This window comes from Corynebacterium sp. NML130628 (genome assembly GCF_001875665.1).
Classification (GTDB): Bacteria; Actinomycetota; Actinomycetes; order Mycobacteriales; family Mycobacteriaceae; genus Corynebacterium.
On record NZ_MLAL01000036.1, the window covers coordinates 23,633 to 40,860 of the forward strand.

A 17,228-nucleotide genomic window follows, 5' to 3' on the forward strand; every position below is an offset into this window, starting at 1 on the left:
CGTTACTGCTGCGGGAGTTGCTCCTTATCGACGCCTGCTTCGTCCGTGACCGTTTCCTCCGGCGCAGTTGGCGTCGCTGTCGGTTCGGGGCGTTCGTGCGTGGTGGTTTCCGACGTCCATTCAGACGTTTCACTTGAAGTGGTCGTCGGCGCAGGAGTGGTGGGTTCCGTGGTCTCGGTGAGCGTCGGTTCGACAGTACTAGTGTCGAGCGTGGGGCTTTCTACCTGAGATGCTGGCAAAGGTGTGTTCGAGGTGAAAGTCGGCCGGGCAGGCGGTGCCAAGACGCCGGAGTTTGCGTTGCTCTCTTCCGCAGGCTGCAACATGAGGCCGCGGACAATGAGCAGGACGGCGAACCCTGCGAGGAGAAAAGCGGTGGAAAGTCGCATGATGCCCCGGAACACGCGTCGTGGCTCCGGCGCATCTTCATCAGCAGCTGTCGCATCGTCGGCGGCGGGGTCCGGGATCGGATTGGTTGCAGGAAGTGCTTGCGTCGGCGGGGGAGTATTAGGTATCTGCTCAGTAGACGGTTGAGTGTTGAAATGCCTTGTCGGCTGCTCCAAACTTTGCACCAGCGCGCCCTCGAATGTGGTCGCGGCCCCGTACTCGTTCCAGAATTCGTCCAGGATTGACATGCGGATCGCGCGTTCGACCATCCACTGCATGAGTGGTTCGGTTCGAACCATCACGCGCATATCAACGGTCCACGAGCTTCCGACTGTAGCCGGAGGGTTGACGGCTACTGCAGGTTGCACCACGACGTCGTCGATGGTTGCGTCGGCAATTTCGGGCTGGGAAAGTGCCCGCTGGGCCGCGGTTTGGGTTCTTTGCAGTGCGTCTTCTGCCGATGCTGAACCCAGGAGGGGAACTGGGATGACGACGACTGCACTTGCCCAGTAGTTGGATTGGTTGATGCAAATTCTTGCTGTGGAATTCGGGATGGAGATAGTCGATTGCTCGAGCGTGCGGATTTGGGTAGCACGCATCGTGATCTGGATGACCTCGCCGGAGACATCGATGCCGTTGCCCTGGAACGCGACGTAATCGCCGACGCCGAACTGCTTCTCGGTGAGAATGAAGAATCCTGCAAGGAAGTCCGCAATGATGTTCTGCGCACCAAAACCGATTGCTGCTGAAACAACCGTTGCAGGGATCGCAGCACCCGCGAGTGAGAAGCCAAGTTGTTGGAGAGCGAAGACAAAAATCAAGAAGTAGGCAATCATTTGGGCGATGTAGACTCCCACGCCCACGATTGCTAGGCGGCTCTTCGCCTCATCGGTTTCACCGGACTCCTTGACTTGCCGCTCAGCGTGACGGTTCAAGAAACGGCCAGCTCGCGGTACTAAAAACGCGAGTGTAAGCAGGAGCGCGAGGTTGATTCCGGTCTCCGCGAACCAGCGCCAAATCTGTTCGGCAATATATGACAACGGCATAGTTTCTGAATAATAATCCAAATCCCTCACATTCCCCTGTGGAATGTGTATGATTCAACTCATGATCATTTCGCGCGTACTAGTCATTCTTATTCCGCCCGGCGCTTGCCGTAGCGGACTGCTTGCCTAGTCAGTCGCGAACTCAAGCGCCCTCGACAGCCACACGGCTGGTCGGGGGCTTTTGTTTTAGATCTAATTCGATAGTTGTTGTTAATTGAAACACTAAGGAGCTCGACATCGTGGTTGCTTCACACAAGCCCCCGACGAATGCATCGACGCAGCCTGGTGATGAGCGCACCGCGCAGCTGATCACCGGAGCCGACGCTGTCGTTCGCAGTCTTGAGGAGCTAGGTACCGAGATTGTCTTTGGCCTCCCCGGTGGCGCGGTGCTTCCTCTTTACGACGCACTGTTCGCAGCAGAGAAGCTGCGGCATGTGTTGGTTCGACATGAGCAAGGTGCAGGCCACGCCGCAGAAGGGTACGCGGTTGCTTCCGGAAAGGTAGGCGTGTGCATCGCCACTTCCGGGCCGGGGGCCACAAACCTTGTCACACCGATCGGTGACGCTTATCTGGACTCAGTCCCGATTGTTGCGATCACGGGGCAGGTAGGTTCGTCGATGATCGGAACGGACGCGTTCCAGGAAGCGGATATTCGTGGCATTACGATGCCAATCACAAAGCACAACATCATGGTCACGGATGTCAACGAGATCCCAAGTGTGATCGCAACGGCATTTCACATCGCCTCGAGTGGCCGGCCGGGTCCGGTGCTCGTGGATATCCCGAAGGATATTCAGGCGCAACTTATGGAGTTTTCGTGGCCACCGAAGTTGCTGGAGACTGGATACGTTCCCGCTGATGAGCCTCTCAACGAGCAGATAGTGAAAGCTGCGGAGCGGATTTCGCGAGCGAAACGGCCTGTGCTGTATATCGGTGGTGGCGTCGTCAAGTCTGCGGCGCACAAGGAACTGCTTGAACTTGTGGAAGCGACAGGTATCCCTGTGGTGACCACGCTGATGGCGCTGGGCGCGTTCCCGCAGGATCATCCGTGCTATATGGGTATGCCTGGGATGCACGGCACCGTGCCGGCTGTTGGTGCTCTGCAAGAGGCAGACCTTCTGATTGCGATTGGCACGCGCTTCGACGATCGCGTAACCGGAGATGTCGACACCTTTGCGCCACACGCGGATACGATCCATGCGGATATTGATCCGGCTGAGATCGGGAAGATCCGACCGGTTGACGTGCCAATTGTCGGTGATGCGAAAAAGGTTCTTGCGCAGCTCACAGCAGCGTTTACAGGCTCGCCGAATGTTCCGGCGCCAAAAATGGATGCATGGTTGGAGCGACTTCACAACCTCCAAGAGCGGTTCCCGCGCGGCTACGATAAGCACGATGACGGGAAGCTTTCTCCGCAGTTCGTGATTGAGACGCTGTCGAAGACTGTCGGCAAGGACGCCATCTACGCATCGGGCGTAGGCCAGCATCAGATGTGGTCAGCGCAGTTCCTTGACTTCGACAAGCCGCGTCACTGGCTGAGCTCTGGTGGTGCCGGAACGATGGGTTACGCGGTGCCAGCTGCGATGGGCGCAAAGGCCGCGATGCCGGACAAGGAAGTTTGGGCCGTTGATGGTGATGGTTGCTTCCAGATGACAAACCAGGAAATCACCACTGCGGCGATGGAAGGGCTACCAATCAAAGTTTGCCTGATCAATAACGGCAACCTCGGCATGGTCCGCCAGTGGCAGACACTGTTCTACGAGGGGAACTACTCGCACACCAAGCTCGGTGGGGAAGAGACATATGTCCCCGACTTCGTGAAGCTTTCCGAGGCCCTCGGCGCGGAGTCCATCCGCGTCACGAAGGAAGAAGATGTCGTCCCCGCGATTGAGTGGGCGCGCGGTATTAACGATAAGCCTGTTGTTGTCGAGTTCATCGTCGGTGAGGACGCGCAGGTGTGGCCGATGGTCGCCGCGGGTGCATCAAACTCGGACATGCAGTATGCGCTCGGGATGCGGCCGTTCTTCGACATGGAGGAATCGGCTGCCGAGACCCCAGAGGCAATTCACGAAGTGTTGACGACACTTGAAGACGAGACAGAGGGAGCGAAATAAGATGGCACCAGTGCAAACAGTCACCCGACATACGTTGTCGGTGCTTGTGCAAGATGTTGATGGCATCATCACGCGCGTATCCGCTCTGTTTACGCGCCGTGGCTACAACATGGTCTCGCTTGTGTCTGCGAGCACAGAGACAGAAGGCATCAACCGGTTAACCATTGTTGTCGATGCTACTGAGCATTCGGTCGGGCAGATTCAGAAGCAGCTCAACAAGCTCGTCCAAGTGGTCAAGGTCCAGAGGCTTGACGACGACGTCACGGTCGCCCGCTCAATGATGTTGGTCAAGGTGAGCGCGGATAACGGCAATAGGCCACAGGTTGTGGATGCCGCCAACATCTTCCGCGCTCGCGTTGTCGACGTCTCACCCGAATCGCTCGTGATTGAGGCGACGGGTACGCCGGCCAAGCTCCGGGCACTGCTCGACGTGCTTGAGCCGTTCGGAATTCGCGAATTGGCGAGTTCCGGTGATGTCGCGCTTTCGCGCGGCGCCGAAACAATGGCATCACAATCCTAAGTGTGACGCCACTAACTCCGATATATTTTTCCATACGCATACAGAAAGGGAGCCGACTCATGGCTATTGAAGTTTTTTACGACCAGGATGCAGACCTGTCCATCATCCAGGGAAAGAAAGTTGCAGTAATCGGCTACGGATCGCAGGGACACGCACACGCGCAGAACTTGCGTGAGTCCGGCGTTGAGGTTGTCATTGGCCTGCGGGACGGTTCGAAGAGCGCAGAGAAGGCGAAGGAAGCCGGTTTCGAGGTCAAGAACAACGCCGACGCGGCCGCATGGGCTGATGTCATCATGCTGCTGGCTCCGGATACCTCCCAGGCGGAGATCTTCCGCAACGATATTGAGCCAAACCTGAAGGCGGGCGACGCTCTGTTCTTCGGTCACGGCCTGAATATTCACTTCAATCTCATTGAGCCAGCAGACGACATCATCGTTGGCATGGTTGCTCCGAAGGGGCCTGGCCACTTGGTGCGCCGCACGTTTACCGAGGGCAAGGGTGTCCCATGCTTGATTGCTGTCGACCAGGACCCTGAGGGGAATGGTCGCGACCTGGCGCTCTCGTACGCTGCAGCAATCGGTGGCGCACGCGCGGGTGTCATCCCAACGACCTTTGAGGCTGAGACCGTCACCGACCTGTTCGGCGAGCAGGCCGTGTTGTGCGGTGGCCTGGAGGACCTCATCATGACCGGCTTCGACGTGCTCGTTGAGGCTGGCTACGAGCCGGAGATGGCGTACTTCGAGTGCTTGCACGAGATGAAGCTGATCGTGGACCTGATCTACGAAGGCGGCATGGCGAACATGAACTACTCCATCTCTGACACCGCTGAATTCGGTGGTTACCTGTCTGGACCACGCCTCATCGATGAGGGTGTCAAGGAGCGCATGCGTGACGTGTTGCGTGACATTCAGGACGGCACCTTCACCAAGCGCTTGGTCGACAACGTGAAGAACGGCAACAAGGAGCTGGAGGACCTGCGCGCTAAGGTGGCTTCGCATCCAATCGAGAAGACTGGTGCGGAGCTGCGCTCGATGATGAGCTGGGTACAGAACCCACTCAACGAGACCGCCTAGGAACTCGATAGATGAAAACTGGGAGCGACCTCAAGGAGGTTGCTCCCAGTTTTTGCGCTTTGGCTTTGACTATTGCGCCGGTGCTGTTTCGGACTCGGGTGCTTCGCTGATCAGCTCGTCGAGGTTTACCGTCGTAGTGACGTCTTCCTGTTCCGTCGGCTCTGAAGGCTCCGAACTTGGCTCGGTTGCAGGCTCAACCGTTTCTGTGGTGTCTTCAGTCATAGTGGTGGTGACGTCGACAGTTTCGGTTGCTGTGACACTCGTCGTGTTGTTATTAAACTCTTCGTCACTCTGGCCACCGTCGAAGAGCGACCAGAGCAGCCAGGCGAGAATGAGGAACACGACGATACCGAGGAGCCACTTCCACCAACCGCCGTTCTGTGGGGTTGGTTCGGACGGGGCGGGAAGGTGGCGTCGTTCCTCCGGTATCTCGAGCGGGGGATTGTTCGGGGTTTCGTGCGGTTGCTGAGTCACGTGTTTCCTTTCTTTTTGTTTAAGGCTAGCAAATATCGTTGTGGTTGCTTTTGATGTTGCCCGCTTGACCGATATTCAAGCGTGAACTAAAATCACGGCATGTTGCACAGCCACGACCACGCGCACGCCCATAATCACGACCATGACCACGTCGGCGATGCGCCACTACGCGCCCTGTTAATTGCGTTGGGAGTTACCAGCGTAGTTTTCTTCGCGGAGCTCATTGGCGGTTGGATTACCGGCTCGATGGCGCTGATGGCAGACGCCATGCATATGTTGTCGGATGCAGCGGGCTTGATCATCGCGGTGGTCGCCGTGGTGATAGGAAAGCGGGCTGCTTCTATGAAAGCCACCTATGGTTACCGTCGTGTTGAAGTGCTTGCCGCTGCGGTGAATGCGCTCACGGTGCTGCTGATTTCGATTTGGATTGTGGTGCAGGCAATTCGGCGAATTTCTACCCCCACAGAAATCGACACGGGCCCGATGATGGTTATCGCCGTGATAGGCCTTTTAGCGAACGCGATTTCGGCTTGGGTGCTGCATAGCCAGCGAGAAAACTCCGTGAACGTCGAAGGCGCGTTTTTGCATGTGTTGGTGGATATGCTCGGTTCGGTGGCGGTGCTCGTGGCCGGTGCAGTGATTGCCTTCACCGGTAGCCAGCTGCCTGACGTTATTGCGTCCTTCTTGATCGCGGCGTTGGTGTTGCCGCGGGCATGGTCGTTGCTACGCCACTCACTGCAGGTGCTGCTTGAGCAGGTCCCTCCTGGGTTCGATGTTGAGCGCGTCGAACCAGCACTGCGTGCTATTGACGGCGTCGTTGATATCCACGATTTGCACCTGTGGTCGCTTGATGGGGTGTCGATGTTAGCGACGGTGCACATGGTCAAGAGCCCTGGCGAGAAAGCGTCGCGTGTTCTCGACGAAGCTCAAGAAACATTGCGTGAGCTGGGCATTGAGCATTCCACGATTCAGGTTGAACTGCCTGAACACCGTGGCCACGAGAATGTTTGTTAATTCTGTTCTAAAGTATGACTTATGGGTTTTACTACGCCAAGCTATTCACTTAAAGACCTCTTCGCGCGGGCTGAGCGCGGAGAGCTTCAGCTTCCCGATTTTCAACGCGAATACATCTGGGATGTTGACCGTATTCGTACCCTCGTCACTTCGGTATTGCGCGGGTACCCAATCGGCTCGTTCCTCGCATTGGATACACGTGGCACCCCGATGCGCTTCCGTCCACGCCCACTCGAAGGTCTCGAGCCGAGCGTCAAGGAACCGCAGCCGGGCTTGCTGCTTCTCGACGGCCAGCAGCGCCTGACATCGCTGTACCATGCTTTCAAGGGTGACGGGATCGTCCCGACCGTAGACTTCCTCGGTCGGCGGATTCACCGCCGGTTCTTCGTGGATGTTCGAGCAGCGATCTCTGCCGACCCAATGCCGGTGGAAGCGGTCTTCGCCGTTGATGAAGATGGCAAGGTCCGCTCGCACTTTGGTCCCGACATTCCGGAAGGGATTCGGAGCCGCGAGGATATGCTGAAGCACGGGGTCGTACCGGTGTCGCTGCTGCTCTGGAAAGAGGGCAATGACCTGCTGATCGACATGGCCGCGGATGCAGAAGACCACGAGATGCGCGCCGCAGTCAAGCTGTTTCTGAACGAAGTTATGCGCTGGATGCCGGCCTACGACGTTCCCGTGATTCGCATCGACCGAGACACCTCGCAGATCGGTGTGGGACAAATCTTTGCCCATGCAAACTCGGCGGGGGTCCAGATGGACGTCTTCGAGCTGCTGACAGCCATGTTTGCCACGCAAGACCCTGATTTTCTGCTTGCGGAGCATTGGCGGGGCGTCGAGAAGCAGTTGCGTGAGTACCCGGCCTTGGATGACATCGGGCGAATCGAGTTCCTCCGCGCGATGTCGCTCCTGCTGACCAGTCGCCACGGTCATGCAGTTGGTCACCGTGGCGATATCCTGAACCTTTCGCTCAATGATTATCGCCAACATGCACAGGAAATGGCGGATGCGTTCAAGGCAGCGGCCGAGTTTATGGCTGAGCGCTGCATCCTGAGCGTGGATCAGGTTCCGTACACTTCCCAGATTGTGCCGCTTGCGACGATTTTGGCGAGGTTGGCCGAACACCCGCAGTGGGATCAGCGCCAGGAATCGAAGGACCGTCTGAACCGGTGGTATTGGTCGGGCGTCTTCGGTGAGTTGTATGGCGCGCATGCACCGACCATCCGTGCAGGGCTCGACGTTACCGAGGTCACCCCGTGGGTGCTGCAGGAGACTGACGCGACACCACGCACGGTATCGGATGCAACCTTTGCGGAGTCTCGTCTGCTCACCGCAACAGAGGAAAGTGGCGTCTACCGCGGCTTGTACGCGCTGTTGATGGCGCGCGGCGCTCTTGACTGGAGGACCGGGAAGCCATTCAACCGTGAGACCTTCGCGGAGCTGCAACCGTACTTCAATACAGTATTCCCACCCGCGTTTTGTGATGACATTGGCGCTGACCCCGTCGTCGCGCAGTCGGTGCTCAACCGCACTCCGATGGGGAAGCGTACGGACGTGCTCATCGAGGACAATCAGCCAAAGCGTTACATTCCGCGCCTGCAGTCGAAGTCGCTGATGGACGATGACGAGTTTGATGAAGTCCTCGAAGGCCACGAGATGACCCCGATCTACCTGTTGAATTCCCAGTGGGCGGAGTTCCTGTCAGATCGCCGCGAGCGGTTCGTCGGCATTGTCGAATACGCGCTTGATAAGGCAGTAATCCGCGATATCGACGGCCAGCTGGAGTCCGCAGTTGATTTCTCTGAGGAGATTGAGCCTGAGACAGAGCCTGCACCAGTCGCTGAGGAGACCGAGGCCGAGGCGCCCGAGTTAGAACAGGACGAGCCGGAAGGCGAAGAGGATTAAGCACGTTCGGGTACAGCAGCGTTGCCTCGCATTGTTGTGCGTGGCAACGCTGCTTGCTGCTTGCTCGCCAGAGCAACAACTTGGTGCACTGGGAGAGGCAAGGAAGGTCAACCAGTCGCGTCACGTGTCCGCGATGTTCGAGCAACATCCGGTGGTGCTAGCGGATCGGACTGGGACTGCATCGCTGCAATACTTCTTCCGTGCTTCCGAGACATTGGTGGTGTCGGATCCTTCAGTAGAGGCGCAGTTACGAGCGGCCTCGATTGCGATTGTTGCACACGCCCCAATGTTGGTTTACGACCCGGATCGACATAACGAAATCCTGCAGGAAACCGAGCGTTTACACACGTATACGGTGCTCACGGTTGGTGACGTGCCCTTAGCACAGACCACCGGGCGGATGCGGGTGTACCGTGACCCAGGCGGTCGAGGCGCTTTGGGGCCAATGACGTCGCTCATGTTTGAGGAGCGCTTAATTTCCTCACCCGATTCTGCTGCGCGAGAGGTGGCGAAACTGCGCTCGCGGGAGCCTACGTGGTTGAGGGCTGCCTGGGCTGACCCCGTGGTCATGAACGGCGCACAGGCAAAACCGTTCCCAATCCTTTCTCGCAGAGATGCTGATATGGCCCCGCTCGTTGTTGCGACGTCCAACACGTCGATCGCTGCAATCGCCAATGCTCGCAGCTTCGGAGCAAAAGTTATCGTCGTCGATGAGCCGGACCCGAGGGCGTCCTTTGATACGCTTTTCGCTCTTGCAGGGTTAGCGGATGGTCCACTCGTTGCACTTGGCACTGATTTTGGGACTAGCGACGAGCTATCGCGCCGGATTTCCCAAGCCGAAGAAAAGTATCAAGCTAACCGCAAGACAACAGGTAATTGACCTATTAAGGTGTTCGGGGTACCCACTCTGTTTGAATATCAGGAGACCCATTCTTATGTCGAAACCTGTTGTCCTCATCGCCGATAAACTCTCTCAGTCAACCGTTGACGCGCTTGGTGAGGCGGTGGAAGTCCAATGGGTTGATGGCCCAAACCGTGAAGCACTACTGGCGGCCGTTCCCGCCGCGGACGCACTCCTCGTCCGTTCCGCAACGACGGTAGACCGTGAGGTGATCGAAGCCGGTAAGAACCTCAAGATCATCGGCCGCGCTGGTGTTGGTCTTGACAATGTTGATATTCCGGCAGCGACCGAGCACGGTGTGATGGTTGCTAACGCCCCGACCTCGAACATTCACTCTGCGTGTGAGCACGCGATTGCGTTGTTGCTTTCTACAGCGCGCCAGATTCCGGCAGCTGACGCAACGCTGCGCGATGCTGAGTGGAAGCGTTCCTCGTTCAAGGGCACCGAGATTTTCGGCAAGACTGTCGGCATTGTTGGTTTCGGGCATATTGGGCAGCTGTTTGCGCACCGCTTGTCTTCGTTCGAGACCACGATCATTGCGTACGACCCGTATGCTAACCCAGCACGCGCTGCACAAATGGGCGTTGAACTCGTCGAGTTGGAAGAGTTAATGGCTCGTGCGGACTTTGTGACGATCCACCTGCCGAAGACAAGAGAGACCGCGGGTATGTTTAACGCGGAGCTGCTTTCGAAGTCGAAGCAGGGACAAATCATCATCAATGCGGCCCGCGGTGGACTTGTGGATGAGCAGGCGCTTGCCGACGCTATCAAGTCAGGTCACATCCGCGGCGCGGGTTTTGACGTGTATGCCTCGGAGCCGTGCACGGATTCGCCTCTGTTCGAACTCGACGAAGTAGTCGTGACGCCACACTTGGGTGCATCTACCGCCGAAGCACAGGACCGCGCAGGTACCGACGTTGCGGATTCTGTATTGAAGGCGCTCGCCGGCGAGTTCGTCGCTGATGCTGTCAACGTTGCTGGTGGCAATGCAGGCGAAGAGGTTGCTCGCTGGCTTGAGCTGTCGCGCAAGCTCGGCTTGCTGGCTGGCAAGTTGCTGGAGGAAGCACCAGTTTCATTGAAGATCACGGCACGTGGCGAGCTGTCTACAGAGGACGTCAGCCTGCTGGGTCTGTCCGCCGTGCGGGGGTTGTTCTCCGGCATTGTTGATGAGCAAGTGACGTTTGTGAACGCTCCCGCAATTGCGGAGGCACGCGGGCTTGCATACACGGTGGAGACAGAAACTGAGGCGCTCACGCACCGCAGTGCCCTCGAGGTACAGGCTGTCGGCGCTGAAGGACAGACAGCGACGGTGACTGGTGCGCTGACCAGCCTGGAGGGCGTCGAGAAGATCGTCCGAATCAACGGTCGTGGTGTCGACATGCGTGCGGAAGGCCGCAACCTGTTCTTCCGCTACACCGATGTGCCTGGAGCACTGGGGAAGGTCGGCTCGCAACTCGGCGCCCACGACATCAACATTGATGCGGCTGCGTTAACTCGTACCACGAAGGGGGACGGCGCGGTGCTGATTCTGCGTGTTGATAAGGAAGTTCCTGAACAGATCGAGGAGCAGATCGCGCAGTCTATCGACGCCACGTCGATTCAGCTCGATTTGGATTCCTAAAGGCGGTTCCGTCACGGGCGGACAGTGTTACACTAAGCTCACTGTCCGTCTGGTGAGAAAGGAATCCCAAAAATGAAGGTTGCTGTTATTGGCGGGGACGGCATCGGCCCCGAGGTGATGGCCGAAGGGCTCAAGGTCTTAAATGCTGTTCGCTCCGACGTTGAGACCACAGAGTTTGACCTTGGTGCGCGTCGATACCTGCGTAATGGCGAGTTACTCACCGACGGCGACTTGGAGGCATTGTGCGAGCACGACGCAATTCTGCTCGGCGCAATCGGGGATCCGCGAAAAGTTCCCGCCGGAGTGCTTGAACGCGGCCTGTTGCTGCCACTGCGTTTCAAACTGGATCACTACGTCAACCTGCGTCCGTCGCGTCTGTATAAAAGCGTGACCTCACCACTTGCACAGCCGGGCGACATTGATTTTGTTGTTGTTCGGGAGGGGACTGAAGGCCTTTACGCTGGAAATGGTGGCACGCTGCGCGAGGGCACCGCTCACGAAATTGCATCCGAAGTCTCCCAAAACACCTACTACGGTGTTGAGCGCGTCGTGCGTTATGCATTCGAACTTGCACAGCAGCGACGCAAGAAGGTCACCCTTGTGCACAAAACCAATGTGTTGGTCAATGCGGGTGGCCTGTGGCAGCGAGTTTTCGACGAGATTGCGCAGGAATTCCCGGATGTCGACACGAACTACCACCACATCGACGCGGCGACCATCTACATGGTCAGTGACCCTGCGCAGTACGACGTAATCGTGACGGACAACTTATTCGGCGATATCCTGACTGACCTGGCGGGCGCAGTTGCAGGCGGTGTCGGGCTTGCATGTTCCGGCAATATTAACGCAGCAAAGGTCACGCCATCCATGTTTGAACCGGTGCATGGTTCTGCACCGGATATTGCAGGTAAGGGGATTGCAGACCCGTGCGCCATGATTCTTTCCGTCGCGATGATGCTGCGCTTCCTTGGCGATGAGGAAAACGCTCAGAAGATTGAAGCGGCCGTCGAAAAGGAAGTAGCGAGTCGCGAGGGCGCCGACATCATCACGACGGATGTCGGCGACCGGATTGCCGCCGCGCTGAAGTAACCACGTAGGGTTGAGGCCAGTTTCGACAGTAGTTCCGTGAATGAAAGGCGGGAGAAATTGAAGGTGGCTTCAACCCAGCGCCGTATAAGTAGCGTCGTAGTTGCGCTGAGTGTCGCAGCGGCGTGTATGAGCGCGTGCTCAACTGGTGGCTCTGGTGACGCGGCGAAAGCACCAGACGCCCTGGAGATGTCCGGCGCGGAGGTTGTCCAGGACCCAGACGGGACTGGCGTGGAAGTTTCGAAGCGGATGTATCCTGCCTCGGAGGCAGTCGTCGTTGCAACGAAAGAGCGGAATTCGCAGCTGCTCGGAGCTGCGATTGCTCTAGAGCGTGGAATTCCGTTGCTGGTGCGCTGGCCTGGCACCGACGAAACAGTTGACGCGGAGATCGACCGCCTTGGGGCCACAGAGGTGATCACCCCAACACCAGAAGAAGGTGTAGAGCCGCTGCAAAGTGAGCGGCCCGAAGGCGATATCGCTGCTGTTGCCGCGGCCCAACCACAGAAACCGGGTGCCATCGCGTTTCCGCCGATCCTGGTGACTGAGGAGACATCGCTCGGCGCGGCGGTGTCTGCACGCGCGGCGGGGGCTGAACTCGAAGTGTTGCAGTTCCCCGATCCGCGAGTGACCTCAGCGTCTATGCGTACAGTCCTCGAGCAAGACACGCTCGCGCTTGGCATGCAGTGGGGAGATACGGAAGCGTACCGCGACAAGATCACGCTAGCGACCCATGGAGAGCTCCCAGGTGGTGGTGGCCTGGTGTTCCCGGGCCGCCGCATGGTCGCACTGTACGGCCACCCGTCAGGGCCTGCGCTTGGCGTTATGGGGGAACAGCCGCCTGTTGAAGCGGCTCAGCTCGCAAAGGAGTACGTGCAAAAGTATCAGCCGTTGGATGGACAGTCGGTGATTCCGGCATTCGAGATCATCGTGACGGTGGCGTCGCAATCGCCGGGTGCGGACGGTGATTACTCCAATGAAACCGCAATTGAAGACATCGTGCCGTACATTGACGCGATTACAGAGGCGGGCGGCTACGCGGTGCTCGACCTACAACCCGGCCAGGGAGACTTCCTGCATCAAGCCCGCCTGTATGAGGAACTTCTCCTTCGACCGAATGTCGGGCTAGCTCTCGATGCGGAATGGAAGCTGAATCCCGGTGAGCAACCGTTGTCTAGGATTGGGTCGGCAACCTCTGAGGAGATTAACGCGGTGGCCGACTGGCTTGCGAACTTGGTCCGGGAGCATAAGCTGCCTCAGAAGGCGCTGATTCTGCATCAATTCCGGCTGGACATGTACCCGGATCGTGAGAACATCCGCACCGATCAGCCGGAACTCGCCTGGGTGCTTCATGCGGATGGGCATGGTGCGCCGGAGCAGAAGTTCGACACTTGGAACGTCTTGCGTCAAGGCCTGAGTCCTGATTTCTTTATGGCGTGGAAGAACTTTATCGACGAAGACACGCCAACCTTTAGCCCGGAGCAGACATACAACGACGTACAGCCAAGGCCGTGGTTCGTCAGCTACCAATAAAGTGGTGTGCGGCCTTTGGGGTTGTATGCTCGTCCCTATGCGTTTTGGACGAATAGCTACACCCGAAGGCATGACCTTCGCTGTTATTGATGAAGCTGCAACCACCGCGCGTGCGATTGCAGGCACGCCTTTTACCGATCCTGAGTTCACCGGGAAAGCGTGGAAGCTTGAAGATGTGAGGCTCCTTGCGCCGACGCTGCCGTCGAAAATCGTGGCAGTCGGCCGTAACTACGCGGACCACGTGAAACAGGTTTTCCAGCAAACCGCGGATGATTTGCCGCCAACTATCTTCATTAAGCCCCCTACAGCCGTTGTTGGACCGGGTGCGCCGATTCGGATCCCCGAATTTGCCACCCGAGTCGAGTTCGAAGGAGAGCTCGCTCTTGTTATCGGTGTGCCGTGCAAGAATGTGAAGGCGGATCAGTGGAAGTCGGTGGTGCGCGGCGTCACCATTATGAACGATGTCAGTTCACGCGATCTGCAATCCTCGGATGGACAGTGGGCGCGTGCGAAAGGCATGGATACCTTTGCTCCTCTTGGCCCATGGATTGAGACTGATCTTGAGCGCTTCGACTTCGACGCACTGCCAATCAAAGCGCACCTTACACACGACGGAGCAACTGCAACGAAACAAGATTCCAACTCGAACCAGATGATTAAGTCGATTGGTGAGATTGTGGAGTGGGTTAGTGAGTCGTTCACCCTGCTGCCTGGTGATGTCATCTCGACAGGTTCGCCGGCCGGGACCGCTGAAATGGTGCCGGGAGACGTGATTGAAATCGAGATCCCCGGTGTTGGCTCACTGAGCAACCCGGTTGCCCGCGCCTAACTGGATTGCTGGATTAAAGGCCCAGCGCGCGCATGATCGTGCGTAGCTTGGCCGTAGTCTCGTCGAGCTCGTTCTGAGGGATCGAGCTGGCGACGAGGCCACCACCGGCCCACGCCCGAGCTTGGGTACCGGCGGCGTTGACTTCGGCGCAGCGGATCGCAACCATGTACTCACCATCGCCGCTGCGGTCGGTGTAGCCGACAGTGCCAGCGTAGAACCCGCGGTCGGTCTCCGCGGTGGTGATGAGCGCCTCTGCCGCAGCGGGTGGGGTTCCGCATACAGCGGGGGTCGGGTAGAGGCGCAACGCCAGGTCGAGGGCGGTTGGCGCCGGATCTTTCAACACCCCGCGAATTGGAGTGGCGAGGTGCCACATTTCTGAAGTTTTATCCAGTTGGGGCCCATCCGGGATATCGAGTTGAGAACACAGTGGCGCCAGAATTTCACGGATATGCTCGACCACGTACGCATGCTCGTCGCGGTCTTTCGCAGAGTTGTAGAGAGCCTGGCCATTAGCCTTATCTGCAGCGGGATCGTTCGGAACGCGAGCGGCGGAGCCTGCTAAGGGGTACGAACTCACGATGGTGCCTTTGCGTCGTACCAGGACTTCAGGCGATGAGCCGACGAAGAAGTGGCCGTCGCGTCCGCTGGGTGTGAGGTCCGCTATGAACCCGTCACGGGTGTAGGAAAGGTCGATGAGCCGGGCAGCGACGAGACGAGGGTCGACGGGTGGGTCGAACTCAATGTCAACAGCGCGCGCGAGGACCACCTTGTCCAGCATTGAACTTTGGATTGTGGAGACTGCGGCCTCAACTCGGCGAAGGTGCTCTTCCGGGGTGGGGTCGACGTCGATAAGCGACGCATGGAGCTGTGAGCCAGGGCCGACCCGATAGTACGGGTGAGGCTCAAGCGTGCCGGATTCACGCACGATCGTTTCTGGGACCGTCAGCGCTGCAGGTGTGTCTTTGTCGAAGGGGAGTGCCCCAACCACCATTTCGACGTCGCCGGATTCGAGGGCGTCGACGGCTTTCCATGCATCTGAAAACGTTTGCTTAGCGCCTTGGGTACGCACCGACCCGGTGCTTCGGGAAAGCAAGAAGTCAGGTGCGGTGGAAGGGCGGGCTGAACACATGTGGTCGTATTTTACTAGGTGCAGTCGTGCGGTCCGTATTTAGGCCTCCCATATGCGACTTGATGGGCCAAGGGGCGCTACGATAAGGCTCATGAATAAACCAGCAACAATGCGAGTCCGTTTTTGTCCGTCTCCGACAGGCACACCACATGTGGGTATGGTGCGAACAGCCCTGTTCAACTGGGCGCAGGCACGGCACAGTGGTGGCACGCTCATCTTCCGTATTGAAGATACCGACGCAGCGCGCGACACAGAGGAGTCCTACCAGGCGATTATCGACTCCCTGAAGTGGTTGGGCCTGGACTGGGATGAAGGCGTCCTTGTCGGTGGCCCGCATGAGCCGTACCGTCAGTCGCAGCGCATGGATATCTACAAAGAGATCTTGGACAAGCTGATTGAAGCTGGCGAGGTCTACCCGGCGTACTCCACGAACGAAGAGGTGCAGGCACGTCACAAGGCCGCGGGGCGTGACCCGCAGCTCGGCTACGACAACTTCGACCGCGACCTGACAGAAGAGCAGGTCGCTGCGTTTGAAGCGGAAGGCCGCAAGCCGGTGTGGCGTCTGCGTATGCCGGACAAGGACTGGACCTGGAACGACTTGGTGCGTGGTGAGGTGACATTTAAGTCGCAGACCCAGCCGGATTACGTGGTCGCACGCTCGAACGGTGCGCCGCTATACACGTTGGTCAACCCAGTCGATGACGCGTTGATGCAGGTCACTCACGTGTTGCGCGGCGAGGACTTGCTGTCCTCGACGCCACGCCAGCTTGCTCTCTACGAGGCCCTTCAGCGTATCGGTGTCACTGACTTCACGCCGGAGTTCGCGCACCTGCCGTTCGTGATGGGGCAGGGCAATAAGAAGCTTTCGAAGCGTGACCCGGAATCGAACCTGTTTAACCACCGTGATAATGGCATCATCCCCGAAGGCATGATCAACTACCTCGCCTTGTTGGGCTGGTCGCTGTCGTCTGATGAAGATATCTTTAGCGTTGATCAGCTTGTCGAGGCGTTCGATGTGTCTGATGTGCTTGGTAACCCTGCACGTTTCGACCAGAAGAAGCTGGAAGCGATTAATGCTGACCACATCCGCTTGCTCGAGTCGAAGGACTTTGAACAGCGTCTGCGTGACTACCTTACTGAGTTCACCGACTTCCCAGCTGACTACCCGGCTGACAAGTTCGCACTTGCCGCCGAATTGGTTCAGACTCGCATCAAGGTCCTGTCCGATGCTTATGGATTGCTGAAGTTCTTGGTCACCCCGGACGCGGATCTTGTTCTCAATGAGAAGGCGGCGAAGAAGAACCTCAAGGACACCGCTGTCGAGCCTCTCGACGCCGGCATCGCAGCACTCGACGCCGTCGCTGAAGATAACTGGACCACCGAGTCTATTGAGAAGGCACTGCACACCGCGCTGATCGAAGAGCTCGAGTTGAAGCCACGCGTTGCCTATGGTGCATTGCGTGTCGGCATTTCCGGAGAGCAAGTGTCCCCACCGCTTTTCGAATCGATGGAGCTGCTGGGGAAGGAGTCGACGATGGCGCGCTTGCGTGCCACGCGTGAAGTGACTCCGTACACTGCGCCTGACGCTTCATAAGCACGGTC

14 protein-coding genes are annotated in these 17,228 nt (G+C 58.0%); 11 read left to right on the forward strand and 3 right to left on the reverse strand.

Annotated elements, in window-relative coordinates; all coding sequences use genetic code 11:
* Positions 1–2 precede the first annotated feature (2 nt).
* Positions 3–1,430, reverse strand: a complete 1,428-nt coding sequence (locus BJP07_RS08945; protein WP_071567135.1) for a mechanosensitive ion channel family protein — start codon at positions 1,428–1,430, stop codon at positions 3–5.
* A 239-nt stretch (positions 1,431–1,669) separates the two neighbouring features.
* Here BJP07_RS08945 and BJP07_RS08950 point away from each other — a divergent pair, with 239 nt between their 5' ends.
* From BJP07_RS08950 to ilvC, 3 genes are read left to right on the forward strand one after another with little or no spacing between them, the layout of a single operon-like run.
* Positions 1,670–3,544: an acetolactate synthase large subunit gene (locus BJP07_RS08950; protein ID WP_071567136.1), complete on the forward strand. Its 1,875-nt coding sequence runs from the start codon at positions 1,670–1,672 to the stop codon at positions 3,542–3,544.
* 1 nt (position 3,545) lies between these two features.
* On the forward strand, positions 3,546–4,064 hold the full coding sequence (gene ilvN / locus BJP07_RS08955) for an acetolactate synthase small subunit (protein ID WP_071567137.1): 519 nt from the start codon (positions 3,546–3,548) through the stop codon (positions 4,062–4,064).
* Between the two features lie 59 nt (positions 4,065–4,123).
* Positions 4,124–5,137, forward strand: a complete 1,014-nt coding sequence (gene ilvC, locus BJP07_RS08960) for a ketol-acid reductoisomerase (RefSeq protein ID WP_071567138.1) — start codon at positions 4,124–4,126, stop codon at positions 5,135–5,137.
* A 69-nt stretch (positions 5,138–5,206) separates the two neighbouring features.
* On the opposite strand, the gene BJP07_RS08965 is transcribed toward ilvC, so the two are convergent.
* Complete coding sequence (locus tag BJP07_RS08965) at positions 5,207–5,611, reverse strand: DUF4381 domain-containing protein (protein ID WP_071567139.1); 405 nt, start codon at positions 5,609–5,611, stop codon at positions 5,207–5,209.
* A gap of 99 nt (positions 5,612–5,710) precedes the next feature.
* Here BJP07_RS08965 and BJP07_RS08970 point away from each other — a divergent pair, with 99 nt between their 5' ends.
* From BJP07_RS08970 to BJP07_RS09000, 7 genes are all read left to right on the forward strand, one after another.
* Entirely contained in the window at positions 5,711–6,625 is a 915-nt protein-coding gene (locus BJP07_RS08970) for a cation diffusion facilitator family transporter (protein WP_071567140.1), read from the forward strand.
* A 21-nt stretch (positions 6,626–6,646) separates the two neighbouring features.
* On the forward strand, positions 6,647–8,530 hold the full coding sequence (locus tag BJP07_RS08975) for a DUF262 domain-containing protein (RefSeq protein WP_071567141.1): 1,884 nt from the start codon (positions 6,647–6,649) through the stop codon (positions 8,528–8,530).
* A gap of 40 nt (positions 8,531–8,570) precedes the next feature.
* A complete protein-coding gene (locus BJP07_RS08980) occupies positions 8,571–9,410 on the forward strand; it encodes a hypothetical protein (protein WP_255365968.1) in 840 nt (279 codons plus the stop codon).
* A 55-nt stretch (positions 9,411–9,465) separates the two neighbouring features.
* Positions 9,466–11,052: a phosphoglycerate dehydrogenase gene (gene serA / locus BJP07_RS08985; RefSeq protein WP_071567143.1), complete on the forward strand. Its 1,587-nt coding sequence runs from the start codon at positions 9,466–9,468 to the stop codon at positions 11,050–11,052.
* A 72-nt stretch (positions 11,053–11,124) separates the two neighbouring features.
* Entirely contained in the window at positions 11,125–12,141 is a 1,017-nt protein-coding gene (locus BJP07_RS08990; RefSeq protein ID WP_071567144.1) for a 3-isopropylmalate dehydrogenase, read from the forward strand.
* Between the two features lie 63 nt (positions 12,142–12,204).
* Positions 12,205–13,668: a cell wall-binding repeat 2 family protein gene (locus tag BJP07_RS08995; RefSeq protein ID WP_083584189.1), complete on the forward strand. Its 1,464-nt coding sequence runs from the start codon at positions 12,205–12,207 to the stop codon at positions 13,666–13,668.
* Positions 13,669–13,705: 37 nt separating this feature from the next.
* Entirely contained in the window at positions 13,706–14,497 is a 792-nt protein-coding gene (locus BJP07_RS09000) for a fumarylacetoacetate hydrolase family protein (RefSeq protein ID WP_071567146.1), read from the forward strand.
* A 13-nt stretch (positions 14,498–14,510) separates the two neighbouring features.
* Here the strand turns inward: BJP07_RS09000 and BJP07_RS09005 are convergent, their stop codons facing one another.
* The gene (locus BJP07_RS09005) at positions 14,511–15,626 is read right to left on the reverse strand and encodes an isochorismate synthase MenF (RefSeq protein ID WP_071567147.1); all 1,116 of its coding nucleotides are present in this window, start codon (positions 15,624–15,626) and stop codon (positions 14,511–14,513) included.
* 91 nt (positions 15,627–15,717) lie between these two features.
* On the opposite strand from BJP07_RS09005, the gene gltX reads away from it, so the two are divergent.
* The gene (gene gltX / locus BJP07_RS09010; RefSeq protein ID WP_071567148.1) at positions 15,718–17,220 is read left to right on the forward strand and encodes a glutamate--tRNA ligase; all 1,503 of its coding nucleotides are present in this window, start codon (positions 15,718–15,720) and stop codon (positions 17,218–17,220) included.
* Positions 17,221–17,228: the final 8 nt, after the last annotated feature.

Excerpts from the sequence above, each read along its gene's own strand:
- BJP07_RS08945 (WP_071567135.1), bottom strand. The coding sequence starts at position 1,430 with ATGCCGTTGTCATATATTGCCGAACAGATTTGGCGCTGGTTCGCGGAG.
- ilvN (WP_071567137.1), top strand. The coding sequence starts at position 3,546 with ATGGCACCAGTGCAAACAGTCACCCGACATACGTTGTCGGTGCTTGTG.
- ilvC (WP_071567138.1), top strand. The coding sequence starts at position 4,124 with ATGGCTATTGAAGTTTTTTACGACCAGGATGCAGACCTGTCCATCATC.
- BJP07_RS08970 (WP_071567140.1), top strand. The coding sequence starts at position 5,711 with ATGTTGCACAGCCACGACCACGCGCACGCCCATAATCACGACCATGAC.
- BJP07_RS08975 (WP_071567141.1), top strand. The coding sequence starts at position 6,647 with ATGGGTTTTACTACGCCAAGCTATTCACTTAAAGACCTCTTCGCGCGG.
- serA (WP_071567143.1), top strand. The coding sequence starts at position 9,466 with ATGTCGAAACCTGTTGTCCTCATCGCCGATAAACTCTCTCAGTCAACC.
- BJP07_RS08990 (WP_071567144.1), top strand. The coding sequence starts at position 11,125 with ATGAAGGTTGCTGTTATTGGCGGGGACGGCATCGGCCCCGAGGTGATG.
- BJP07_RS09000 (WP_071567146.1), top strand. The coding sequence starts at position 13,706 with ATGCGTTTTGGACGAATAGCTACACCCGAAGGCATGACCTTCGCTGTT.
- BJP07_RS09005 (WP_071567147.1), bottom strand. The coding sequence starts at position 15,626 with ATGTGTTCAGCCCGCCCTTCCACCGCACCTGACTTCTTGCTTTCCCGA.
- gltX (WP_071567148.1), top strand. The coding sequence starts at position 15,718 with ATGAATAAACCAGCAACAATGCGAGTCCGTTTTTGTCCGTCTCCGACA.